Source organism: Erythrobacter sp. SCSIO 43205 (genome assembly GCF_019904235.1).
GTDB lineage: Bacteria > Pseudomonadota > Alphaproteobacteria > Sphingomonadales > Sphingomonadaceae > Erythrobacter.
This window is the reverse complement of record NZ_CP063202.1, coordinates 452,348-476,992: the sequence shown is the minus strand read 5'-3', so window position 1 is coordinate 476,992 and position 24,645 is coordinate 452,348. Positions and strand designations below refer to the sequence as shown.

The window sequence follows — 24,645 nt, the reverse complement described above, 5'->3', positions numbered from 1 at the left end:
TAAGCACATTGGGTTAAACGTTTCATCCATGACACGGATTCTGCACGTTCTCGACCATTCGCTTCCGCTTCACAGCGGCTACACCTTCCGCACGCGCGCGATTTTAAAGGCTCAGGAAGCCGCTGGTGTCGAAGTGCGCGGGATTACCTCGCAGCGACACAATAATGAGGCGGAATGGTCCGAGACAATGGAAGCCTTCGACGGCCTCACCTTCCACCGCACGCCCGGCACGCCCAATGGGCCCGTCGGGGTGAGCGAGTTTCGCGAGATGGCGGCGTTGATGGAAGCGATCCTAGAGCTTGCCGAAGAATGGCGCCCAGATGTGATCCACGCGCACTCGCCCGCGCTTTGTGGTGGCGGCGCGATGCGGGCAGCGCGCAAGCTTGGCGTGCCCTTCGTTTATGAAATCCGCGCCTTTTGGGAAGATGCCGCCGTGGGTAATCTGACGGGGACTGAAGGGTCATTGAAATACCGCCTTACCCGCAGTCTTGAGACGCAAATCGCAAAAGCTGCGGACGGGGTCTTTACCATATGCAACGGGCTTCGCGATGATCTGATCGCGCGCGGCATACCGGGGGGCAAAATCGGGGTGATGCCTAATGGCGTCGACTTGACCTTGTTTGGTGAGCCCGCGCCGCGCGATGAGACACTCGCCGCAGAGCTTGGTTTCGAGCCGGGCACGCCCGTCATCGGCTATATCGGCAGCTTTTATGATTATGAAGGTGTCGATGACCTGATTGCCGCGATGCCAATGCTGCGTAAAAAACAAGCAGGAGCCCGCCTGCTTCTCGTAGGCGCAGGCCCGATGGACGAAAAATGGCGCCACCTTGCATCATCGCTTCCCGAACCCGATGCTGTCACCTTCACAGGCCGCGTCCCTCATACTGAGGTTGAGCGTTATTACTCGCTCATCGACGTGCTCGCTTACCCGCGCAAACACTCGCGCCTCACTGATCTTGTGACACCGTTGAAACCCTTGGAAGCCATGGCGCAGCAACGCCTTGTCGCCGCGTCAGATGTTGGCGGGCACCGCGAGCTTATCACTAATGGCGAAACCGGCTTTTTGTTCGAGCCCGACAATCCAGCCGCCTGTGCAAGCGCCTTGGATGAGCTTTTTGCCCGGCGCGATGAATGGGACGCAATCCGCGCACGCGGCCTTAGCCATGTGAAATCACACCATAATTGGCATGAAAATGCGCGGCGTTATCTTAGTGTTTACCATATCCTCTTAGCTCAGGCCTTGGACGCGGGCTCGCGTAATGGCGAGCAGCGCGTACAGGGGTTAGGTGCCTGAGGCGTGGATGGAATGCGCCGACTGGCCAAATGAAGGCAAAAACGCGCAATGCAATCGAGCAAGCATATCGGGACTATCGTGAGGAACCACGCAGACGCGGTCGAAAACGGCAAGAGTTCGGCGCGCAAGCGTAAGGCGAAAGCATCAGGTTCATCCTTCGCCACCGTGCCAAAGCACCGGGCCTTTGTGCCCATGGTAACGATCTGGGGCGGGCTCTTGATGGCGCTCATCATGGCGGTGATGCCGGATTATGCGATTGCCCGCGCCTCTTCGCTAAGCGGCGTGTACCTGCCGTTGATCGCAGCGCGGCTGATCCTCGCGCTTGGCGTTGGCTGTGCCGGCGCGCTCCTTGGCTTTATCGTGGCAAGCGCCATTGCAAACTACACCAAGGCGCGAAAAGGCGATGATGCGCTTGTTTCCAAAGCGTTCAAATCGCGTGAATTTGAACCGATCAATCCGGCTTCAGACCTTGGCAGCGTGAGCCTTGATGCCCCAATTGACCAAAGTGACACTGAAGAGCCTCAACCTTTCAAGCAAACACCTTTTGAAGAGGCACCTTCCAAGCCATCAGCCTCCACTCCTGGCCCTACGCTGGGCGAACTGGCTCAGCGCGGCTTTGAAATGGATGCGCCTGACGACATTCACAGCGATTCGGACAGCGGTGCGCAAGGTGATGACAGCGGCAATTGGGCCTTTACCCGCAAACATTTCAAGGATGCGCTGATCGAATCGTGCGAAGGCGCGACCTGTGAAGCGGCTGGTCAGGGGCCGGATGGAGTGCGTGCCTTTGCACCGCGCAAGCCTCAGGCGGGCGCTACTGAATCTGGTGCTGCTGAAACTGGTGCTGCAAAGGACGGTGCTGCCAAACGCGGCTCTGAGAGCGGGTTCGCATCGCTCAGCGCAGAACAAATCACCCCACAGCGCAAACCTTTGGGCGAAAAACCCGGCGCGCTTGATCTGGGCGGCTTCTCGGTGGTGCCAGACGAGACAGCGCACGATGCGCCAGCGCCCTCACCAGAGTTCAAACCGGCAACCGCACTTGAGGCCTTGCGCCAGAAACCCACAGACGAGCTCAGCCTGGTCGAGATGGTCGAGCGCTTTGCCGCTGCCCTGCACGAGCGTCAGGCAAAGGAACGCGCGCAATTTGAAAACACTCAGAAAAGCCGCGATGCAGCGCTTGCCGAGGCGCTGAAAGCGCTGACGCTGTTCACCGAGAACGGTTTTGATACAGCGCGCCATCAGGCTCAGCCCGCAGCTCCAACACCAAGCAATCTGGATGAGACCGAAGAAGAACTGCGCAGCGCGCTTAGCCGTCTGCAAGGGCTTCGCGGAGCTGCCTGAAAACGCAAAAAAGCTTGAGAAGGCGCATTTTTTGCAAGCTCACTTGCGTAAAAATATCAGGATTTGCATCTTAGCGAAATAAAATTTCACGCTTCGCGGTTGCAATATCGACATTCCATCTGCAATAGGGTGCGAAACGGATACATCGCCTTTGGGCGTGCGTATCTGCTTGACCTCGCCACCGCCTCGCGCACACCGCGCACAACGCCAGAGCGGTGGCATCTGACAGATTGGAACTCGCTATGGGATACCCCGATTCCCAGGGTCTTTATGATCCGGTAAATGAACATGACGCCTGCGGAGTAGGCATGGTCGCCCATATCAAGGGCGAGAAAAGTCATGCCATTATCGAGCAAGCGCTTCAGATTCTGGAGCGTATTGACCACCGGGGCGCAGTGGGCGCTGACCCGTTGCTCGGCGATGGTGCCGGACTGCTTTTGCAGATCCCCGATCCGATCTTCCGCAAATGGGCAGGCGAGCACGATGTAAACCTGCCTGCGCCTGGCGAATATGGCGTTGCCATGTGCTTCATGCCGCAGGACGAAGCGGCGCGCGCCTTTGTCACTGAGCAATTCGAGAAATTTACCGCCAAAGAGGGGCAGGTCTTCCTTGGCTGGCGCGACGTGCCAACCACGCTTGATGGACTTGGCAAGGCGGTGATCGATTCCATGCCTGTGATCAGCCAAGCGATCATCGCCAAAGGCCCAAATTGCGAGGATCAGGACGCGTTTGAGCGCAAGCTCATCGTGATCCGCAAGCAGGTGCAAAACCCACTCGCGAAACTGGCGGAGAAGCATGATCTCCCCGGCCTGACCGACCTGTATGTGCCGAGCTTTTCAAGCCGCACCATCGTCTACAAGGGTCTGCTCCTTTGTGAGCAGGTGCGCAGCTTTTACGATGATTTGCGCGATCCTGATTGCGTCTCGGCTCTGGGTCTTGTGCACCAGCGCTTCTCGACCAACACTTTCCCCAGCTGGCGCCTTGCCCACCCGTTCCGCCTGATTGCTCACAATGGTGAAATCAACACCAATCGGGGCAATGTGAACTGGATGAATGCGCGCCGCCGCACGATGGAGAGCGATCTTCTGGGGCCAGATTTGGACAAGATGTGGCCGATCATCCCGCACGGGCAATCGGACACCGCGTGCCTTGATAACGCTCTGGAATTGCTGCTCGCTGGCGGATACTCGCTTGCCCACGCGATGATGATGCTGATCCCGGAAGCATGGGCGGGCAACACGTTGATGGATCCCGACCGCCGGGCGTTTTATGAATATCACGCCGCACTGATGGAGCCGTGGGATGGTCCGGCTGCCGTGTGCTTTACCGATGGCCGCCAAATCGGTGCGACATTGGACCGCAACGGCCTTCGCCCGGCTCGCTTCTGCGTCACCAAGGACGACATCGTGTGTCTGGCTTCCGAAAGCGGCGTTCTGCCGTTTGCTGAAGAAGACATCACTCGCAAATGGCGCCTGCAGCCCGGCAAGATGCTCCTCATCGACCTTGAAGAGGGGCGGATTGTTGAAGATGAAGAGCTGAAAGCTGAGCTTGCGACGGCTGAACCTTATGCCGACTGGTTGAAGCAAGCACAGTACAAGCTGGCCGATATCAAAGAGATTGAGCCAGAGCTTTCCGAAGTTCCTGTCGCTGAATCGACCTTGCTGCAACGCCAGCAAGCGTTCGGCTACACTCAGGAAGATATAAGCAAATTCCTTGAGCCCATGGCGGTTAATGCCGATGATCCCATCGGTTCTATGGGCACTGACACGCCGATCGCGGTGCTGTCGAACAAGGCGCGGCTGCTCTACGATTACTTCAAGCAGAACTTTGCGCAGGTCACCAACCCGCCGATTGATCCGATCCGCGAAGAATTGGTGATGAGCCTTTTGTCGATGATCGGCCCGCGCCCGAACCTCCTTGGCCGCGATGCGGGGACGCACAAGCGTCTGGAAGTCGAGCAACCGATCCTCTCCAACGATGATCTTGCCAAAATCCGTTCGGTCGAGGCGGTTTTGGACGGCGCTTTCCGTTGCACCACCATCGACATGACCTGGGATGCGAGCACTGGAGCTGATGGCCTTGAAATGGCGATCAAGGAAATGTGCTGGGCCGCAACCGAAGCGGTGCTTCAGGACCAGAATATCCTCGTCATCTCTGACCGGGCGCAAAGCGAAGATCGTATTCCCATGCCAGCGCTTCTGGCGACGGCTGCGGTTCACCATCATCTGGTCCGTCAAGGCCTTCGGATGCAAACGGGCCTTGTCGTTGAAACCGGCGAAGCGCGCGAAGTGCACCATTTCTGCGTGCTTGCTGGCTATGGCGCAGAGGCGATCAACCCTTATGTCGCCTTCGAAACGCTGGAAGACATTCGCCAGAAGAAGCACTCCGAGCTTACCCCTGAACAGGTCCAGCAAAATTACATCAAGGCGGTCGGCAAAGGCATCCGCAAGGTCATGTCCAAGATGGGCATCTCGACCTATCAGTCCTATTGCGGTGCGCAGATTTTTGACGCGGTGGGCCTCTCAAGCGAGTTTATCGCCAATTACTTCACTGGCACTGCGACCACCATCGAAGGTGTAGGCCTCAAACAGATCGCAGAGGAAAGCATCCGCCGTCACGCAGCCGCCTATGGCGATAATCCGCTTTACAAAGGGATGCTCGATGTCGGCGGTATCTACCAATACCGTCTGCGCGGTGAAGAGCACGCCTGGACGCCGGAAAACGTCGCGCAATTGCAGCACGCGGTTCGTGGCAACAACTGGGCGAATTACGAAGAGTTCGCCAAGTCGGTCAACGATCAGAACGAACGTCTGCTTTCGATCCGCGGCCTGATGGAGTTCAAGAAAGCCGAGCATCCGATCCCGCTCGACGAAGTTGAACCGGCAAGCGAGATCGTCAAACGCTTCTCCACCGGCGCGATGAGCTTTGGCTCGATCAGCCACGAAGCGCACTCGACTTTGGCGATTGCGATGAACCGCATAGGCGGGCGATCAAACACAGGCGAAGGGGGCGAGGAACCGTTCCGCTTCAAGCCGATGGAAAACGGCGACACCATGCGCAGCCGCATCAAGCAGGTGGCTTCGGGCCGCTTTGGTGTGACGACCGAATATCTCGCCAATTCCGACGATATTCAGATCAAGATGGCCCAAGGCGCAAAGCCGGGCGAAGGCGGTCAGCTGCCGGGCCACAAGGTCGATAAACGCATTGGCGCGGTGCGTCACTCAACACCGGGCGTGGGCCTTATCTCACCTCCGCCGCACCACGACATCTACTCGATTGAGGATCTGGCTCAGCTGATCCACGATCTTAAGAACGTTCAGCCATCAGCACGCATTTCGGTGAAGCTTGTCTCCGAAGTGGGTGTGGGCACGGTTGCCGCTGGTGTGTCGAAGTCGAAAGCCGATCACCTGACGATTTCAGGCTATGATGGGGGTACGGGCGCATCGCCTCTGACGTCGCTCACCCATGCAGGTTCCCCATGGGAAATCGGCCTTGCCGAGACACAGCAAACGCTGCTTCTCAACGATTTGCGCAGTCGCATTGCGGTGCAGGTTGATGGCGGCCTTCGCACAGGACGCGATGTGGCTATCGGCGCGCTTTTGGGCGCTGACGAGTTTGGCTTTGCCACCGCCCCGCTGATCGCGGCGGGCTGCATTATGATGCGCAAATGCCACCTCAACACCTGCCCCGTGGGCGTTGCGACACAGGATCCAGTGCTGCGCGCACGCTTCACCGGACAGCCAGAGCACGTGGTCAACTATATGTTCTTCGTCGCCGAGGAACTGCGTCAGATCATGGCTGAAATGGGCTTCCGCACGGTTGCCGAGATGGTTGGCCGGGTCGACCGTCTCGACATGACGCGAATGCACCGCCACTGGAAAGCACAAGGGATCAATCTTGATCGTCTGTTGTTTGCACCTGCGCTTGAATGGGGCACGCCTCTCAACCACACTGAGACGCAGGACCACGGGCTTGCAGCCGCCCTCGACAATCAGTTTATCGCAGACGCAAGCGAGGCCATCAGCAATAAGACGCCGGTGGAACTCAATTACGAGATCCGCAACGTCAACCGTACCGCTGGCGCGATGCTTTCAGGCACCATTGCCAAAGAGCACGGTCACGAAGGGCTCCCGGTCGATACAATCCGTATCAATCTGACCGGCGTTGCAGGTCAAAGCTTTGGCGCATGGCTTGCGCACGGGGTCACGCTTGATCTTGTCGGCGATGCCAATGACTATGTGGGCAAAGGCATTTCAGGCGGGCGCATCATCGTGCGGCCTCCCGAAAACGCCCCGCGCGCAGCGAATGAAAACATCATCGTTGGCAACACTGTCCTTTACGGTGCAATCTCCGGCGAAGCGTATTTCGCTGGCGTTGGCGGGGAGCGTTTCGCCGTTCGCAACTCAGGCGCGATTGCCGTTGTCGAAGGGACAGGCGATCACACTTGCGAATATATGACCGGCGGCGTTGTCGTCGTGCTGGGCAAGACGGGCCGCAACTTTGCTGCGGGCATGAGCGGCGGTGTCGCCTATGTTTATGATGCGGACGGCAATTTCTCCGATCTCGTCAATCACGCACAGGTCAAGCTTGAGCCAATCTCTGCTGAGCCTGATGCTGACGAGGGGACAGGCCGTCCAAGCCAGCGCACGCGCTCGGTCAATGATCTTGGCATGGGCGATATGCTGCGTCACGACGCAGAGCGTCTTCGTATTCTGGTTGAGCGTCACCAGCTTCACACCGGCAGCAAGGTCGCCTCTGACCTTCTCGCCGATTGGGACAATGCGCTCACCAAATTCGTGAAGGTCATGCCAACCGATTACAAACGCGCCCTCGAAGCGCTTGAGGCCGAACGCCTTGAGGCTGAGAGCGTGGCAGCGGAATAGGAATACCAATCATGGGTAAAGATACAGGCTTCCTCGAAATCGAACGCCGCGAGCGGGATTATATCGAGCCGGCAAAGCGGCTTGAAAACTACCGCGAATTCGTGGTGCAGCCCGATGACGAGACGCTGAGCGCGCAAGCCTCACGCTGCATGGATTGCGGCATTCCATATTGTCACAACGGCTGTCCGGTGAACAATATGATCCCCGACTGGAACCATCTCGTTTATGAAAACGACTGGAAGAACGCATTGGACGTTCTGCATTCCACCAACAATTTCCCGGAGTTCACAGGCCGCATCTGCCCCGCGCCTTGCGAGGCATCGTGCACGCTCAACATCATTGACCAGCCGGTGACGATCAAATCGATCGAATGTGCAATCATCGACCGGGGTTGGAAAGAAGGCTGGGTCACGCCTCAAATTCCAGAGAAAAAGACTGGCAAATCGGTTGCCGTCGTGGGCTCTGGCCCTGCTGGCATGGCGTGCGCACAGCAATTGGCGCGCGCTGGCCATTCGGTGACCCTGTTCGAGAAGAACGACCGTATCGGCGGGCTGCTTCGCTACGGCATTCCCGACTTCAAGATGGAAAAACACCTCATCAACCGGCGCTGTCAGCAGATGGAAGCCGAAGGGGTGACGTTCAAAACCAGCAAGGAAGTTGGCGTCGATATCTCGTTCCAGTCCTTGCAGGAAAACTTTGACGCGGTGGTGCTTTCGGGCGGCGCAGAAAACGCGCGCCAATTGGAAATTCCGGGCGCGGAATTGAACGGCGTTCGCCTCGCGATGGAATTCCTGACTCAGCAGAACAAGCGCAATGCGGGCGATGAGGAAAGCCGTGCGGCCCCTCGCGGAAGCTTAAAGGCCACAGGCAAGCACGTCATCGTCATTGGCGGCGGTGACACGGGTTCTGATTGTGTTGGCACCTCCAATCGTCAGGGCGCTGCCTCGGTCACTCAGCTTGAGATCATGCCCAAGCCTCCTGAAAAAGAGGACAAGGCGATGACCTGGCCGCATTGGCCATTGAAGCTGCGCACTTCGTCGAGCCATGAAGAAGGTGTGGAGCGTGACTGGGCCGTACTGACCAAACGCGTGGTGGGCGATGGCGAGAAAGTCACTGGGCTTGAGTGTGCGCGCGTTGAGTGGGTGAAGGACGAAAACGGCCAGCAACAGATGCGCGAGATCGTTGGCAGCGAGTTTACGCTTAAAGCCGACCTTATCTTCCTTGCCATGGGTTTTGTCGGGCCGGTCAAGGCTGGCCTTCTCGACCAGTCAGGTGTGGATCTGGATCAGCGCGGCAATGTTGCAGCGGATACGCAAAGCTACGCCACCAGCGTCGAAAATGTCTTTGCCTGCGGGGATATGCGCCGTGGTCAGAGCCTTGTGGTCTGGGCCATCCGCGAAGGTCGCCAGTGCGCTCGCGCTGTTGACGAAGCGCTTATGGGCGTCAGCGAACTTCCGCGATGATCGCGGTACTAGTGCTTTTGCCCTAGTACCCAAAAGACACTTAAGAATTCAAACAGGGCACAATTGCGTCACCCTGCTTGATTTCATCTGTAATATTACTGCATCTCCTTCAATTCACGGTGAAATAAAGGCGCACGTAAGATGCGTCTTTCGGGGACAGGAAGAAAATTCAGATGAAGATTGGCCGTCAATGCGCGGGTGCAGCGCGCGGCATTTTCGGTATGTGCGTCGGTCTTGCGGCGAGCGGCGCTCTTGCACAAAGTCAAAGTTCACAGATAGAGGCCCCGCCAATGAGCGAGGGTGACCCGGCTCTTGCTGTACCGGCTGCCCCCTCATATCCACCGGCAACGGTTGTCGCTCACACTCCCGGCACAAAACAAAACGGCCCGAAAGACTTCGAGCTCGAAGTTCTCGCCTCGCAATTCCTCGAAGCGCCCATTGCCGGCGATGCCCGCACGGTCGCGCAATATGGGGGACGGGTGGATGGCTATTTCAGGCTGCGTTCCTCTGCGTTTGGTGGCCCGTCAAACCTGTCTTTGAAACTGCGCCCAGAATATCGCTGGGGCGAGGATACGATTGGCGAGATCGGCCTCATCCCCAACAACGCCCTGATGTTTCAGCCCGGTGACCGGGGCAGGTTCGATGTAAGCGCAAGCCTTGAATACAAATGGGACAGCGGCGCAGCGCTTGAGGTGGGCAAGCTCAACCTGCTCGAACAGACCCGCAAAATCCCGATCATCCAAAGCAACGGCCACATTGGTTTTCAAAACCTTGGCTTTGTCCTTCCGCCGTCAGGCATTGCGCCCAATACGGTGACAGGTGCGATGCTGAATGTGCCGACCAATAAGGTGATTTACCGATTGTGGGTGTTCGACGTCGATTCCCAATATCAACGCAGCGGGCTGGAAGACCCGTTTGACAATGGCGTCATGTTTCTGGCGGGTGCGACCTTCATGCCCAAAGTCGGCGGCAAGCCGGGGTTTTACACCGCCGTACTTCTGGGTTCGAACCGCGATGACTTTGCCCGCGACATCCTGCCCGCCGCACTTACCCCGCCTGCAGGCGGGTCGTTCGGCGATGAAAGCGGCGAGCTTGCGGTGCAATTGTCCGGCTATCAATTCATCGAAACCTACCCCGAAGCGCCCGGCAAAGGCTGGGGCATCATGGCACGGTTCCAGGCCTCGGCGGGCGATCCAACCTTCCTTGACTACTCAGGCTATTTGGGCATGTCAGGAAACCCGCGTTTCCGCCCGCAAGACCGCTTTGGCATTGCCGCCTTCAGCTATTCGCTCACCAACGAGCTTGTCGATGACATCGCCTTTCGTCTGGGGATTGAGGATGAGGTCGGCATGGAAGCGTTCTACACCTATCAATTCCACAAACAGTTCGCGATCAGCGGCAATGTTCAGGTGGTCGACAGCGCAGTCGCCGCACGGTCAACCGGTGTGACAGTAGGCGCGCGGCTGACCGCCCAGTTTTGATGACTTTTAGCCATGCCACCTTATCGCTGCTAGACTTGCGGGAATGAAGTTCAAAACGCTGATCACTGTCGCAGCACTCACGCTTTGCACGACTGCCTGGGCGCAGGAAGCATCGAGGGATGAATCAAGTTTTGTGGGCCGCTATGATGGCGGCAGCTTTGAAACCGCCATGGGCATGGTGATTGAGGCGGATGGAAGCTTTCGATGGGGGCTTTCCGTTGGCTCGCTTGACGCGCGCGCAACTGGCCATTGGGCTGAAAAAGATGGCGTGATCACCTTCACCAGTGACCCCAAGCCGGTCCCGCCGCAATTCACCCTTGCGCGGGTGGAACCCACCAAGGATGGCCCGGCCTTCCGCATTGTCTGGGCAGGCACGGACAGACCTTTCCAATATGCAAGGGTTTACGGCCTGTGCGCCAATGGAGAGACGGTTTACGATTATGTAAGTGAAGGCGATTGGACGCCTGGCGAGGAATGTGATCGGCTTGAAAAGGTCGCCTTTCATATGCGAAGCTATGACATACAGTCAGAGGCCTTCGATGTAAGCGCGCACAGCACCGCCAATGCGCGCGGCACGATGCACTTTGAATTTCACCGCAATGACCTTGGCGTCGTCGATTTTGACGAAGCGACGGGGCGGTTTGTTGACGGGATACTCGAAGTCAATGGGCCATTGGGCTCGATGACTTTTCGCAAGGTCGAAGTGCCCGCTGAATAGGCTGCGCTCGCCGCCTCAATCGTCATTGCCGCCCTATTGGTTCAACCCTTACTGGCCCCGCCCGCGTTCCTGCACGTCTTTGCGCACCGATTCGACCTGCTCAGGCGCGACCTTTGAATTGGCAGCGGACGAGCGCTTGGCCTCGATTGCCATGCCTTCGCCAAAACTCACCGCAAAGCCATCGTCGATCAGCCGCTTATAGCTTTGCACGAAAGCGGTATCGATGCTGGCCACATCCTCGGCCAGTTTGAGCGCGGTTGGCAGCAAATCGTCAGGCTCGACCACATGATTGACCAGCCCCCATTGCAGCGCCGTCTCTGCGCCAAGGAAGTTGCCAGTGAAAGCAAGCTCCTTGGCCCGACCGATCCCGATCATGCGCGACAATTTCTGCGACAGGCCCCAGCCCGGGGTGATACCAACGCGCGCATGGGTGTCGGCAAAGCGCGCATTGGTCGCAGCGATGAGAAAATCGCAGGCAAGCGCCACTTCGAACCCGCCAGTGATCGCAACCCCGTTGACCGCACCAATCACCGGCTTGCGGCACACTTCGATCGCTTTGACCGGGTTGTTCGCAGGGTCTTTATCATTGGCAGCGCCAAGCGCGCCCTCCTGGCTGCCCAGCTCTTTCAAATCGAGGCCAGCGGTAAAGGCGCGCGTTCCTGCGCCCGTCAGGACAACCGCATGAACCGTGTCGTCGCGGTCAGCTGCGCGCATAACTTCGTAAAGACGGCGGCGCAGCGCCTTGTTGATCGCGTTCATCGCCTCCGGTCGGTTGAGCGTGACAAGAGCGACCTTGTCGCGCACTTCATAAAGGACGGTGTCTGCTTGATTTGTTTGTGTCATGGGCGGGTTAACGCTTGTATCCAGTGTCATATTCTATCGCAATTCGGGGATCGCTCATCCATTGCAACACGTCGGTGGTGGCGGCCATCAATTCACTATAGCGATTGAAGGTGCAGCCAGACCCTTCGGTGTTGGTGTTGATCCGCATTGTCGCATCAGCGCATTTCAGCGAATATTGCTTGAACTCGTAGTCGCCTGTGAAAACAGCATTTTCCCCATGCACCTTGCGCACGGTGATCAATTCGTAAGTGAGCTTGGGCTCTTCTTGCGGAATTTGGCGACGTTCGGCCAGATATGTGAACTCCCGGCGGTCCACACCCTCTTCAATCGCACCCTTCACCTGCACCAGATCATAAGCAACGCGGTTGGTGTATCGACTGCCACTGCCTGTCTCAATGATTACAGTTTGCAGGCCCTCGTTGGAGAAAGGTGAAAATGAAACGCTGTCCTCACCCACATCATAAGTGCCGGACAAAGCGATAACCTCGCGCTCATAGGTCGGCACAAGCCTCGTCTTTGAATCCCACCCGCACCCTTGAAGCAGGACACTGGCAAAAATGAGAAAAGCTGCTGTCTTCTTCACGATTAGACCCCCTGTCTAACGCCCTTTTCATAAAAGCTGCATTCCAGTCTTTAGAATATCACTCGATATTGCAACGCCTCTGATCATAATTTCCAATCTATTGGCTCGCAGCCTTGGCTCTCAAGAAAAGCGTTGGTCTGACTGAAGGGGCTAGAGCCGAAAAAGCCCCGGTGTGCCGACAATGGTGAGGGATGCGGGGATTTGATCACGCGATGGTGCTGGCCAGCGCCAAGGCCCTTTACCCGGCTCGCTTTCTTTGCGGCATGGCTGCCCCACAGTATGAAAACACACGGAAGCCCCTGATCCACCACCGCTTGCACACAGGCATCGGTGATCGCATCCCAACCGCGCCCGGCATGGCTTCCCGCCTGCCCCTCTTGAACCGTGAGCGTGTTATTCAAAAGCAGCACGCCTTGGCGCGCCCACGGCGTGAGATTGCCGCTCTCAGGCCGAGGGATTCCAAGGTCATTTTCCAGTTCCTTGAAGATATTGACCAGCGATGGGGGCTGTTTGACCCCGTCCTGCACCGAAAAGCTCAGCCCATGAGCTTGGCCCGGCCCGTGATAGGGGTCTTGGCCAAGGATAACGACGCGCACCTTGTCCAAGGGCGTCGCCTTGAGCGCTGCAAGCCTTGCCCCACGCGGCGGATAGATCACCTTGCCCGCCTGCTCCTCAGCCACCAGCCAGCCGCCAAGCTTGCGCGCTTGCGCCGTGCGCAATGCAGGCTCCAGCGCCGCGCGCCAAGTTTCAGGGATGTCTTCGCTTGCCATTAGGCAGGCAGGTTACACCCAGCGCACATCTGAGGCGAGGCGAACCACGCGGGTTTCCCCCTCTTAAAGCGCCCTCTTCCCCTCTCACCCAATGTGGCGTAATGGCGTTGCCCATATGGCTGTATATTTTCACGAAGAAGACCTCCCCGATGGCGTGCTTGAGGGCACAAGCGACTTGGCTGTCGATACCGAGACGATGGGGCTTATCACCCACCGCGACCGTTTGTGCGTGGTGCAAATCTCCGATGGTTCAGGCGATGAGCATCTGGTGCGCTTTTCGCCGGGTAGCGATTATGAAGCGCCCAATTTGACGCGCATCCTTGCTGATCCGAACCGGGTGAAGCTTTACCATTTTGGCCGCTTCGATCTGGCGGCGATCCAGTATTATCTTGGCGTTGAGGCAGGCCCTGTGTTCTGCACCAAGATCGCAAGCAAGCTGGTGCGCACCTACACCGATCGCCACGGGCTCAAAAACCTGACCGATGAACTGCTCGGCGAAAATATCTCCAAGCAGCAACAATCCTCCGATTGGGGCGGGCCGGAATTGAACGAGGCGCAGCGCGATTACGCGGCCTCTGACGTGCGTTTCCTCCACCGCCTGCGCGATGAGCTGGTGGTGCGCCTCGAACGCGAGGGGCGCATGGAAATCGCACAAGCGTGCTTTGACTTCCTGCCAACGCGCGCCGCGCTCGACATTGCAGGCTGGGACGGGCGCGACATATTCAGCCACAATGAAGGTTACTACAGGTAGGACAGAGGCCGCCTAACAATGGTCATCAAACGCCGCATCGAAACCAACCGCGCCAAGGAACTACGCAGCAAGCGTCAGGATTTTGCAGCTCCTGGCGGCAGCCACGACAAGCTCGTGGCCTTTCTGGCGCGCGCACTGCCTATGGGTGTCGGGGTGATGGCTGCACTGATGATTATCACGCCACTGTCGCCGCGCGGCGAAATCAGCTTTCTGCTCGACCGCAACAGCGTTGCAGTGATCAATGAACGCTTAAGCGTCGATAATGCCATGTACCGGGGCCGCGATGATATGGGCCGCCCTTTCTCGATCACCGCAGGCGAAGCGGTGCAGCGCTCAAGCGCGGAAGGCAAAGTGCGCATGGATGATCTTCTCGCCCAGCTTTTGCTGGAAGAAGGCCCTGCCCAACTGTCAGCAGCAGGCGGGGTCTATGACATCGACAGCGAAGTGGTCGACGTCGAAGGCACGATGCGTGTTCGCACCGCCGATGGCTATGCGATCGAGGCAAGCGGGGTTGAGTTCAACCTTGAGACACGCACGATGACCGGCACAGGCGGGGTCGAAGGCGCACTGCCCGTCGGCACATTTTCCGCCAATTCCATGCGCGGCGATCTCGACGCGCGCACGATCTCGCTTGATGGCAATGCCCGGCTGACTATGGTTCCGGGCAAACTCAGCGGCATGAACACAATCGGACAAAGGATGCCGTAAATGGCCCGCATTTCTTCCTCAAATCTTGCGAAAATTGGCCTTAGCTGGGCCGCGGGCGGAGCTTTGATAGGCGGGTGTATTGCCCTTGGTATGAGCGCACACGCGCAAACCATCGCCTCGCATGACACCAATGCGCCAGTGTCCTTCGACGCGGGCAGCATTGATTTTGACGACCGTGCGAACCGCGTCGTTTTGAGCGGCAATGTGGTGGTCAATCAGGGGCCATTGAGTGTGCGTTCAAACCGGATGCTGGCAAGCTACACCGACGATGGCTCTCTGGATGTTCAACGCATCACAGCCAATGGCGGCGTGGTGGTGACGCGGGCCAATGAACGCGCCAGCGGCGATGTTGCGGTCTATGACTTTGGCAAGCGCATCATCACCATGGCGGGCAATGTTTCGCTCAGCCGAGGCGGCGATGTGCTGCGCGGTGAGCGGCTTGTGATCAACCTTGCAACCGGTCTTTCCAGCGTCGATGGCCGCGCAAGCGGTGCCAATTCGACCACCCCTGGTGACAATGGCCGGGTGACCGGCACGTTTAATGTGAGTGGTGATTAAGTAGGTCACCTGCAAGGCCGCCCCTTCGACTGGCTGGCAAGCCAGCCGCTCAGGATAAACTTCGCGGGGGCAGCTTGCCTGCCCGTCTAGCGAGGACAAAGGCGCGGATACGCCTTCGCAAAACTCAGTAAGCATTCTCGTGCCGCAGCACGAGGATCGTCTTGAACACGATTTCAATATCGCGCCGCAGCGACCAGCCTGAGATATACTCAAGGTCGGATTGCAACCGATCGGTGAGATCGCTTTCCTTCTCGGTTGCCCCTCTGTGCCCGCGCACCTGTGCAAGGCCTGTCAGCCCCGGCTTCAGGCAGTGGCGGCGCCAGTATTGGGCATCGACTTCCCAGAAAAACTTGTTGTTTGCCCGGCTCCCCAATGCGTGCGGCCGCGGGCCGACGATCGACATATCGCCTTTCAGCACATTGATCAGCTGCGGCAGTTCATCAATGCTTGTCCTTCGGATAAAGGCACCGATGCGCGTGATCCGATCATCCTCGCGCCCCGTCGAACGCGCGCCCTCTGCATCGTTCTTGTCCACCTTCATCGAGCGGAATTTGAACATATTGAAGAAGGTGTTGCCCCGCCCCATGCGGCGTTGGACGAAGAAGATGGGGCCGCCGTCCTCCAGCTTGATCATTAGCGCAACAACAAGCAGCAAAGGCGAGAGCGCAAGCAGTGCAGCGCCCGCTATCACTGTATCAAAAAGGCGTTTCGAGATACGCGAACGCAGCTTCAACGGACCATTTGAGACAATCAGAGTCGTGCGATCCTGCGCTTCGTAATGCTGCACACCCAGCGCGCCCAGATCATGCGCTGGCTGGCTGACGATCTCACCGTGGACGCCAGCCGATTTCAACAGGAATGCCCATTGCTCGCGCCGCTCACGCGGGGTGCTGACGACAACCTTGTCCTGATTTTGCAGAAGCTTGCCGAGGCGATCGAACATGAAGGGATCGTGGCTGGTGGGATCAAGCGCGTAATCGCTCGCCAGAATACTTTCCCCGCGCGTGCTCGCAAAGCTGGGGCCGCCATCGTCAATCACCAATTCATTGGTGGTGCGACCCTGCCAGAAGCGCGCAATGAACATTTCCACTACGCGCCGGAAGGAAACGATCGCAATCGCCGACAAGATGAGGCCCAGCGTCACTGACCCACGGGAAAATTCAGCGTTCGACTTGGTATAGAAGGCGAGGAAGTTCACCAGCGCCGTCGACACCAGAAGCGCGGTCAAAGCGCGTTTTGCGGCGAACACCCAATCGCCCAGCGCCTGTCCGCCATAGCTGCCATTGTAAAGAGCGATGGTGAAGAACACTGGCAGCAAGGTTTGGGCTGCCAGCATATTGTTAGGCGAAGCCCAGTCGCCGTGATAAATAAGGCTGGCGGCAGCAAAGGCGATATGCAGAAGCGCTGCGTCAATCACCATCATCACTGCGAAGGCGCGCAAACGGCGCCTTTCGAGCGATGGCGCGATTGGCCGTGCTATTTTCTCGGTATGCGCTGCGTCCAGCAGCAACCCGGTCTGTTTATTCATATCTAACGCCTAACCCCGTAGATACCCTTAGTACGCCGTTACTAAAGAACCTTTACGGGATTTTACGTAAAAGTGAATTTTTTGCAGGTGCGAAAAATCACATCTGTCCGAAAATGCTACCGTTTGGCGGCAAATCGGGCGATCTGGGTGAGGTCCTGGGCGAGCAAAAGCTCGGCGGCCTGAGAATTGGCAAGCAAGCTCTGATGCAGGGCGGCAAGGCGCGGGATCAGGCGGCCGAGCTTGCGCGCGGGCCAGCGGCCAAGTTGCTGACGAATCTCGCGTTCTTCCTTCCAGAAAACGCCAAGCTGTGCCTTTTCGCCCTTGCCCAGATTATCAAAATTGCCGCGGGGCCCAAGCTTTGCAGTGATCTGGGTCAATTGGCCTGCGCGCCGTTCAAGCGCGAGGAGGAGGCCAACAGGATTGATCCCCAGCTCCTTCATCCGCCTGAGTTCGCTTGGCAATTTGCCAAGCTCTCCGCCAAGCACCGCATTAACCAAAGGTGCAAAGCCGTCATCTTCGGTTGGCGCGCCGATTGCTGCCAGATCTTCAGGAGTGGCGGATTTGGGCGTCTGGCTGGAGGCGTCGAGATAAAGCGCCAATTTGTCCACTTCGGACTGGGCAAGCCGAACGTCGAGCCCGGCGGAGCGCGCGATTCGCTCTGCCAAGTCGCCGCCGAGTCGCAATCCTGCTGCATCGGCCATCGACCGCACCGCGCCTGCGACACTGCCAAGGTCGGGCGGGTGAAACATGGTGACGAGGGCGTCGGGGCGTTTTTCGAGCAATTTGGCGGTGCGCGATTTGTCGGTGGCCGAGGTTGCGATCACCAATATGGGCGCAGCATCCCCTGCGCCGGAATCACTTGTCTCGATTAATGCCTTTAAAGCGTCATGCGCCTCTTCGCCGGTCACCCGGGCAAGGATGTGGCGCTTATCTCCGAACAGCGATCCTGAGCGCGCCTCATCACCGAGCAGGGCGGGATCGCGCTTAAGGTCGCCGCCTGACAATTCGATCCGTTCACCTGCATCGGGAAGCGCTGCGATTATCTTGTCCGCTGCTGCCGACGCGCCCGCTTCGTCGGGGCCGCAAAAGAAGAAGATCGAAGCCTGAGAGGCGGAACGCGGAAGCCCCCTTGCAAATTCGCTGTGTTTCGCCTTCATCCGGCGGCCCTCATTGCGCCGCGTCGCGCTCGCGCTCCCGCAAAGTGAGCGCAACGCGCGTCACCATCCGGCTTGCAACTTCTTCAGCGAGGTTTTCAAGCGCGCGTTGTTCAGCCGCGATGGTGGCGTATTCGCTGGAGACAACGTCGATCCCTGCATCCGAACCAGCGGTTGCATCGAGCAAAATTTCGCCCGTCGAGATATCTACCAGCTGGTAGCGTGAGCGAAGGATGCGCAATTCGCGGCTGATAGTATCATCGTTTAGGACGCCCAATGCCTCAAGAGCGTCATCCAATCGCACATCAAGGCGATAGCGATAGCCGCCTTGATCGCCCGCAGCCCCCAAACGGTCGCGCAATGCGTTTCGCACCAGCCAGCCGTCTCGCCCCGGAATCGCAGGCACTTCGATCGCTGCGAGGCCCTGTGCCACGGGCGAAGACGCGCCTCCTGCGTACATAGGCTGAAGGCCACAACCCGTCAGGGGAAGCCCAAGGGCGAGGACCAAAATGGCGGCCAAAGAAGGTGCGCGATACGTCATCAGGTGACGATATTAACCAGCCGGTCGGGTACGACAATGACTTTGCGAATTTGTGCACCGTCCAACGACCGCTGCACCTTTTCGGATGCGAGCGCCATCGCTTCCAAATCCTCTTTGGATGCGCCCTTGGGAGCGGTCAGCGTATCGCGCAGTTTGCCTTTGTGCTGAACCGCAATGGTGACTTCGTCCTCGACCAACATCGCTTCGTCATGCTCGGGCCAAGGGCTCTCTGCGATAAGCGCCTCGCCGCCCATTTTAGCGTGTGCCTCTTCGGCAAGGTGCGGCATCATCGGGCTAACCATATGGAGCAGCGCGCGGATGGCAAAGTTGCGGCTCTCACTGGGCTTGGCCTTTTCGGTTGCGCCGGTGAGTTCGTAAATGCGCGCAACCGCTTTGTTGAAGGAGAGCGCCTCAATGTCCTCGGCAACGGCCACAATGGTCTGGTGCGCGCGGCGGGCAAGGCCCTTATCTTCGCCTGTCGCGCTTTCGTCCAACTGCTCGAACAAACGCCACAGACGTTGGACAAAGCGATAGCATCCCTCAATGCCAGCCTCGGACCACGGCAGATCGCGCTCTGGCGGACTATCGGAAAGCATGAACCAGCGCACCGCGTCCGCGCCGTAGTCGCGGATGATGTTGTCAGGGTCGACGACGTTCTTCTTCGACTTCGACATCTTGATGACGCGGCCACGCTCGACTTCTTCGCCGCCTTCAAGCGCGAAGGCTTTTTCACCTTCGATGCGAACTTCATCAGGTGAGAGCCACCCCCGATCACCCAGGCGGTACGTCTCATGCGTCACCATGCCTTGCGTAAAGAGCGAGGCGAAGGGTTCTTTTACGTCAAACTTGCCGATATGCGCGAGTGCCCGCGTCCAGAAGCGTGCGTAGAGCAGGTGCAAAATCGCGTGCTCAATGCCGCCGATATAATGCTCCACCGGCATCCACCTGGCGATTTCCTCTGCGTCAAACGGCTTGTCGGCAGGTTGCGATGCAAAGCGCAGGAAGTACCATGAGGAGTTGGTGAAGGTGTCGAGCGTATCGGTTTCGCGCCGTGCCTCGCCCCCGCATTTGGGGCATGAGGTGTGCTTCCATGTGGCGTGACGCTCAAGCGGGTTGCCCGGCGTTTCAAAGTCCACATCTTCGGGCAATTTCACCGGAAGCTGGTCCTTTGGAACGGGAACAATGCCGCACGCATCACAATGGATGAAGGGAATGGGCGTACCCCAATAACGCTGGCGCGAAATACCCCAGTCGCGAAGCCGCCAGACGGTCGTGCCCTCGCCCCAACCGCCGTCCTCGGCACGGCTGATAACCTCGGCCTTCGCGTGTTCGACGCTGAGGCCATTCAAGAAGTCGGAATTGACGATCACGCCATCGCCTGGCTCGGCTTCATCGCCCATCGGAGCGTCTGCGCTGTCGAGGTCCTTCGCCACAACGCGGGTGATCGCAAGCTCGTACTTGGTCGCGAATTCGAAGTCGCGCTGGTCGTGGCCGGGAACGCCCATGACCGCGCCCGTGCCGTAATCCATCAGAACGAAGTTCGCGATGAAGACCGGCATCGCTTCGCCCGTGAACGGGTGCTTGGCCGTGATGTCGGTGCGATAACCCAGCTTTTCCGCCGTCTCCAACGCAGCCGCCGTCGTGCCGCCCTTCTTGCATTCGTCAATAAACGCAGCGACCGCCTCATCACCAGCAAGCCCCTGCGCAATCGGATGATCGGCTGCGACTGCGACGAAACTTGCGCCAAAGATCGTGTCCGGACGGGTGGTATAAACGGGGAGCTTTTCGCCATTCGACAGATCGAAAGAAAACTCCAGCCCGCTCGACTTGCCGATCCAGTTTTCCTGCATGACCTTGACCTTCTCAGGCCAGTCTTCAAGTTCGCCCAGGCCCTCAAGCAGGTCTTCGGCAAAATCGGTGATCTTCAAAAACCACTGGTCAAGCTTGCGCTTTTCAACCTCTGCGCCTGAACGCCAGCCCTTGCCGTCGATCACCTGCTCATTGGCGAGTACGGTCATGTCGACCGGGTCCCAGTTCACCTCAGACGATTTGCGATAGACGAGGCCCGCCTCATACATATCGATGAAGAGCGCCTGTTCGTGCCCATAATATTCAGGGTCGCAGGTCGCAAATTCGCGGGTCCAGTCGAGCGCAAAGCCGATGCGCTTCAATTGCGCTTTCATCGCCTCGATATTGGCGTAAGTCCACTTGCCGGGATGGACCTTCTTTTCCATCGCCGCATTTTCCGCAGGCATCCCGAACGCGTCCCAACCCATCGGGTGGAGCACTTCGAACCCGCGCATCTTCTTATAGCGCGCAAGGACATCGCCCATGGTGTAATTGCGCACGTGCCCCATGTGGATGCGGCCCGATGGATAGGGGAACATCTCAAGCACGTAAGACTTGGGCTTGTCGCTATCGGAATCGGCGGTGAATGTGCCTGCCTTGTCCCAGGCCGCCTGCCAGCGGGCATCCGCCGTTGATGGATCGAATCGTGTATCGGTCATGAAGTCTCGCTAACGCTGTTCAGAACAAGCGCAAGAGGGCCGCGTGGTGCAGCCCCCTGTTTCTACCTCGGTGATGAGCTGGTCACGGGGGACCAGAAGAGCTTAGCTGCCCGCGAGAGCCTTGCGACGAAGATCGCGCGCTTTGGTGAGGATGATATCCTCAAGCTTTTGCACGGTCGCAGCCTGAACCGGCGCATCGACCCAGCCACCGCCTTGCGATACCTGACGGCTTGCCGAGACGCGAAGAGCATCGGCGCGAAGGTCCTGGTCAAGGATCGTCACCGTTACCTTCACCCGCTCATTGGGGTTGGCAGGGTTGGCGTACCAATCGGTCACGATCACGCCGCCATCACTATCCGCCGACGCCATCGGCGCAAAGGACAACGTCTCAAGCGCGCCGCGCCACAGATAGGCGTTCACGCCAATCGTGTTGATTTGAGCCGCCGCCAGCTCGGTGCGAGGACGTTCAGACCCTCCGCAGGCGGCAAGGGTCGCCAAAGCGGCTGCGCTGATGGCAAATTTCGTGGCGGTTGAAATGGGTGCGCGTGTCACAGCGTTACTTTGTCCCTCTAATCCTTAATGCGCCTAGCTCTATAACGGGCGAGCCGTGCGCGGCAAGCGCACTTTCGCATCTGCGCCCAGCTTATCGGTACTGATCCGATAAGACTGCGGCTATTCATGCGGGCCTTTACCGCGCCTGAATTGGTGCCTTAGGCGTTGCCAGAATGCCTGTAGGCAACATGGCCTAGATCATACGCCCTGTGTGCTGAGCGCAACAGGTTCAGGCTTAACGTGCTCCACAATGGACGAAATGATTGCGTAGGGCGCGTTTGGGGATTTATCACTTTTTGTCATCAATCTAACGACTCGTGGAGTCGCCCGTGCTAATCGGCCTGCAACGGTTGCTCAGCATAGGTTCAGCCAAGATATGTTTAGAGAACGCGCTGAAAAGCGAAAAGGGATACAGTTGAAGTAAGAGCAATGGCAATCAGGCGGATCATCTTGGCTAAGGCGAAAGGCGGCGTAAAACGCGCGTTTGGCCCTACTCTTGGTGTCCCTGCTCTTGGTGTCGCTGCGGCTCTGTCTTTGGCGCTCCCTTCCGCTGGTCTGGCTGTCGTTGGTCTTGCCGATACAGCTGAGCCGGGCGCTGCTGCGACATTTGAACTTTTCACGCCAACCTCGGTTGATCCTGCGCTTGCTGCGCGCGTTGCTGAAAAAGCGCGCGCACGCGGCCTTAGCTTCACACCGCTTGGGACAGACATCACCCGCGCAAGCGAACGCACGGTAACCGTTGCTGTTCGCGTTGATGATGACGTTGCCAAGGCTATTTCGGTTCGCTCCGCGATTCAAAGCGCGCCCGGCACTGGCAAACAGATCGCTGGCGTACAGACCAGCCGCTTCAACCTTGGGACTGCGCGCGGCTACCAAACCTTTGCCCGCACACAGGCTACCACATCACCTTCGGGCCGTGCAGCTCCTGTGAATGAGCTGCGCACGATGGGAATGCCTGACCTTGCCGATTTCGCCCCTGCAGGGCCAACCGCCGTTGATAAGCCAAGCCGGCTTCAACCCCGGATCGAGATTGAAGGCGAGCGCGTTGCTGGCCGGTCTGCCAATACGCTTGACGCGGTAGCCGCACAAACCGTTGACCTTGGCGGCAGCTTTAGCCTCTCGCGCAAAATTGACGTGACTGCCGGCGTTCGCCTGTCGCAAGAGCGCGACCGTCTCGACCGCCTCGACCCGCTCACCAATTCGGTGAAGGACAGCCAGGCGGTTTACGTCGGAACCCAAATCAAATTCTAACGCCGCCGCGCGGATTAGACATTGGTATGCACGGCCCATAAAGCCTTGCGATTTATGTTGCGTGACGTAGCGTCGCGGCTACTCTCCTTTCTCATAACGAATGGAGGGGATTACCAATGAGCAGAGTCGCCATCGTCACAGGCGGAACGCGGGGAATTGGCGAGGCAATCTGCCAGCGCCTCAAACGCCAGGGCCACAAAGTCATCGCCAATTATGGCGGGAATGACGAAGCCGCCGCCGCCTTTACCAAAGAAACCGGTATCCCCTCTTACAAATGGGACGTGGGCGATCACGAGGCCTGCCTTGAAGGCTGCGCCAAGGTCGCCGAGGAACACGGCCCCGTTGATATTGTCGTCAACAACGCTGGCATCACCCGCGACGGAACGCTCCACAGGATGAGCTTTGATGATTGGAACGATGTGATGCGCGTCAATCTTGGCGGGTGTTTCAACATGGCCAAAGCGACGTTTCCCGGAATGCGCGAACGTGGATGGGGCCGGATCGTCAATATCGGCTCGATCAACGGACAGGCGGGCCAATATGGACAGGTAAACTATGCCGCCGCCAAATCGGGCATTCACGGATTTACCAAAGCATTGGCGCAAGAGGGCGCGAAATTTGGTGTCACGGTCAATGCCATTGCACCGGGCTATATCGACACCGACATGGTCGCAGCAGTCCCGGAGCCTGTGCTGGAGAAGATCGTTGCCAAAATCCCGGTTGGTCGCCTTGGTCACGCCGAAGAGATTGCACGCGGCGTCGCTTTCCTCACATCGGACAATGGCGCGTTCATGACCGGCTCGACCATGAGCATAAATGGCGGCCAGCATATGTACTAACCCCTAATGCTGTTGCGATGATGTGTCCGCCTTACGCGGTATATGGCACACAATTTTAGGGCTTTATTAACCCTCTTGGCCTAGCTTCTCTTAACACAGGTTACGAAAGTTTGAATGGCTCGGACGGCGCAGACCGCTTGCATCTCAGGCTTTGGCCCTGTTGGCAAAGAGCCTCGAAGGAGCAAGCAAGGTGGAACAGTCGAGCTCAAAAAGCACGAAGGCACAAGGCGCAAACAAGCGGCAGTCGCACCGTGCGAGCCTGATGCTGCGCCGCGCCAAGCTGGTGTGCCAGAGCGGCGAATATCTCACCCTTATTCGCGATGTGTCGGAAAACGGCATCGGCCTTGGTTTCCTGCACGATGTACCGCCTGAGACGCGCACCATCCTTCAGCTTGCCAATGGCATGACTTACCCGGTGGAGCGGATGTGGGCACAATCGCGTCAGGCGGGATACCGCTTTGGCTGCACGATCACTCTGGATGAATTCCTGCGCGAGGAAACCCCGCACCCCATCCGCCCCTTGCGGCTCAATATCGAAGGCACGGCGCGGATTCAGGATGCGCGAAAGGTGATTGATGCAAAGCTGGTCGATCTGTCTTGCGAAGGAGCAAAGATCGCAAGCTTTGAGGATATTCGAACGCGCGGCCTTATCAGTTTTGAGCTTCCCGGAATGTCGCCGCGCTTGGCGCAAGTGCGCTGGAGTGAAGGTGAATTTTACGGCCTGCAATTCCAGCACCCGCTCGAAAGCGAGGAATTGGCGCATTGCGCGATGCAATTGCAGCCCTTTGGTGACATGAAGAAAAGCCGCTTTGCCAAACTCTTGGCGAAAGCGCGGGCGGCATAAGCGTACTCTGGCTGATTGCGGGTTTCCTGAAACCAG

Annotated in this window: 20 protein-coding genes; 12 read left to right on the top strand and 8 right to left on the bottom strand. The window is 58.2% G+C overall.

Features of this window, described 5'->3' with window-relative positions; translation table 11 throughout:
* The first annotated feature begins 28 nt into the window (after positions 1-28).
* From INR77_RS02365 to INR77_RS02340, 6 genes are all read left to right on the top strand, one after another.
* Entirely contained in the window at positions 29-1,294 is a 1,266-nt protein-coding gene (locus INR77_RS02365) for a TIGR04063 family PEP-CTERM/XrtA system glycosyltransferase (protein WP_223072353.1), read from the top strand.
* Between the two features lie 48 nt (positions 1,295-1,342).
* Positions 1,343-2,635, top strand: coding sequence for a hypothetical protein (locus INR77_RS02360; RefSeq protein ID WP_223072352.1), 1,293 nt, complete (start codon positions 1,343-1,345; stop codon positions 2,633-2,635).
* Between the two features lie 242 nt (positions 2,636-2,877).
* Entirely contained in the window at positions 2,878-7,518 is a 4,641-nt protein-coding gene (gene gltB, locus INR77_RS02355) for a glutamate synthase large subunit (RefSeq protein ID WP_223072351.1), read from the top strand.
* 11 nt (positions 7,519-7,529) lie between these two features.
* Positions 7,530-8,981, top strand: coding sequence for a glutamate synthase subunit beta (locus tag INR77_RS02350; RefSeq protein ID WP_223072350.1), 1,452 nt, complete (start codon positions 7,530-7,532; stop codon positions 8,979-8,981).
* Between the two features lie 173 nt (positions 8,982-9,154).
* Positions 9,155-10,462 (top strand): carbohydrate porin, encoded by a 1,308-nt coding sequence (locus INR77_RS02345; RefSeq protein WP_223072349.1) that lies wholly within the window; start codon positions 9,155-9,157, stop codon positions 10,460-10,462.
* Between the two features lie 43 nt (positions 10,463-10,505).
* On the top strand, positions 10,506-11,180 hold the full coding sequence (locus INR77_RS02340) for a hypothetical protein (RefSeq protein WP_223072348.1): 675 nt from the start codon (positions 10,506-10,508) through the stop codon (positions 11,178-11,180).
* Between the two features lie 48 nt (positions 11,181-11,228).
* Here INR77_RS02340 and INR77_RS02335 read toward each other — a convergent pair whose 3' ends face one another.
* The 3 genes from INR77_RS02335 to ung all read right to left on the bottom strand — a co-directional run bounded on the left by INR77_RS02335 (position 11,229) and on the right by ung (position 13,376).
* Positions 11,229-12,023: an enoyl-CoA hydratase gene (locus INR77_RS02335; RefSeq protein WP_223072347.1), complete on the bottom strand. Its 795-nt coding sequence runs from the start codon at positions 12,021-12,023 to the stop codon at positions 11,229-11,231.
* A gap of 7 nt (positions 12,024-12,030) precedes the next feature.
* Positions 12,031-12,606 carry a hypothetical protein gene (locus tag INR77_RS02330; protein WP_223072346.1) on the bottom strand — a complete coding sequence of 192 codons (576 nt, stop codon included), beginning with the start codon at positions 12,604-12,606 and terminating at the stop codon, positions 12,031-12,033.
* An 83-nt stretch (positions 12,607-12,689) separates the two neighbouring features.
* Positions 12,690-13,376 carry a uracil-DNA glycosylase gene (ung, locus tag INR77_RS02325; protein ID WP_223072345.1) on the bottom strand — a complete coding sequence of 229 codons (687 nt, stop codon included), beginning with the start codon at positions 13,374-13,376 and terminating at the stop codon, positions 12,690-12,692.
* Between the two features lie 115 nt (positions 13,377-13,491).
* Between ung and INR77_RS02320 the strand changes: the two genes are divergently transcribed.
* Genes INR77_RS02320 through INR77_RS02310 form a run of 3 tightly spaced genes read left to right on the top strand, consistent with a single transcriptional unit; the run spans position 13,492 to position 15,393 of the window.
* On the top strand, positions 13,492-14,127 hold the full coding sequence (locus tag INR77_RS02320) for a ribonuclease D (protein WP_223072344.1): 636 nt from the start codon (positions 13,492-13,494) through the stop codon (positions 14,125-14,127).
* Positions 14,128-14,145: 18 nt separating this feature from the next.
* On the top strand, positions 14,146-14,835 hold the full coding sequence (locus INR77_RS02315) for an LPS export ABC transporter periplasmic protein LptC (protein ID WP_223072343.1): 690 nt from the start codon (positions 14,146-14,148) through the stop codon (positions 14,833-14,835).
* Entirely contained in the window at positions 14,836-15,393 is a 558-nt protein-coding gene (locus INR77_RS02310; protein WP_223072342.1) for an LptA/OstA family protein, read from the top strand. It abuts the gene before it with no gap.
* 124 nt (positions 15,394-15,517) lie between these two features.
* On the opposite strand, the gene INR77_RS02305 is transcribed toward INR77_RS02310, so the two are convergent.
* From INR77_RS02305 to INR77_RS02285, 5 genes are all read right to left on the bottom strand, one after another.
* On the bottom strand, positions 15,518-16,921 hold the full coding sequence (locus INR77_RS02305; RefSeq protein WP_223072341.1) for an exopolysaccharide biosynthesis polyprenyl glycosylphosphotransferase: 1,404 nt from the start codon (positions 16,919-16,921) through the stop codon (positions 15,518-15,520).
* A gap of 116 nt (positions 16,922-17,037) precedes the next feature.
* Complete coding sequence (gene holA, locus INR77_RS02300; protein ID WP_223072340.1) at positions 17,038-18,078, bottom strand: DNA polymerase III subunit delta; 1,041 nt, start codon at positions 18,076-18,078, stop codon at positions 17,038-17,040.
* A gap of 10 nt (positions 18,079-18,088) precedes the next feature.
* Positions 18,089-18,616: an LPS assembly lipoprotein LptE gene (lptE, locus tag INR77_RS02295; RefSeq protein ID WP_223072339.1), complete on the bottom strand. Its 528-nt coding sequence runs from the start codon at positions 18,614-18,616 to the stop codon at positions 18,089-18,091.
* On the bottom strand, positions 18,616-21,123 hold the full coding sequence (gene leuS / locus INR77_RS02290; protein ID WP_223072338.1) for a leucine--tRNA ligase: 2,508 nt from the start codon (positions 21,121-21,123) through the stop codon (positions 18,616-18,618). Before leuS ends, lptE begins: the two co-directional genes overlap by 1 nt.
* A 102-nt stretch (positions 21,124-21,225) precedes the next feature.
* Positions 21,226-21,675, bottom strand: a complete 450-nt coding sequence (locus INR77_RS02285; RefSeq protein WP_255573875.1) for a DUF3576 domain-containing protein — start codon at positions 21,673-21,675, stop codon at positions 21,226-21,228.
* Positions 21,676-22,125: 450 nt separating this feature from the next.
* On the opposite strand from INR77_RS02285, the gene INR77_RS02280 reads away from it, so the two are divergent.
* The 3 genes from INR77_RS02280 to INR77_RS02270 all read left to right on the top strand — a co-directional run bounded on the left by INR77_RS02280 (position 22,126) and on the right by INR77_RS02270 (position 24,609).
* Positions 22,126-22,926 carry a hypothetical protein gene (locus tag INR77_RS02280; RefSeq protein ID WP_223072337.1) on the top strand — a complete coding sequence of 267 codons (801 nt, stop codon included), beginning with the start codon at positions 22,126-22,128 and terminating at the stop codon, positions 22,924-22,926.
* Positions 22,927-23,042: 116 nt separating this feature from the next.
* Entirely contained in the window at positions 23,043-23,765 is a 723-nt protein-coding gene (phbB, locus tag INR77_RS02275) for an acetoacetyl-CoA reductase (RefSeq protein WP_223072336.1), read from the top strand.
* A gap of 190 nt (positions 23,766-23,955) precedes the next feature.
* The gene (locus tag INR77_RS02270; protein ID WP_223072335.1) at positions 23,956-24,609 is read left to right on the top strand and encodes a PilZ domain-containing protein; all 654 of its coding nucleotides are present in this window, start codon (positions 23,956-23,958) and stop codon (positions 24,607-24,609) included.
* Positions 24,610-24,645 lie beyond the last annotated feature (36 nt).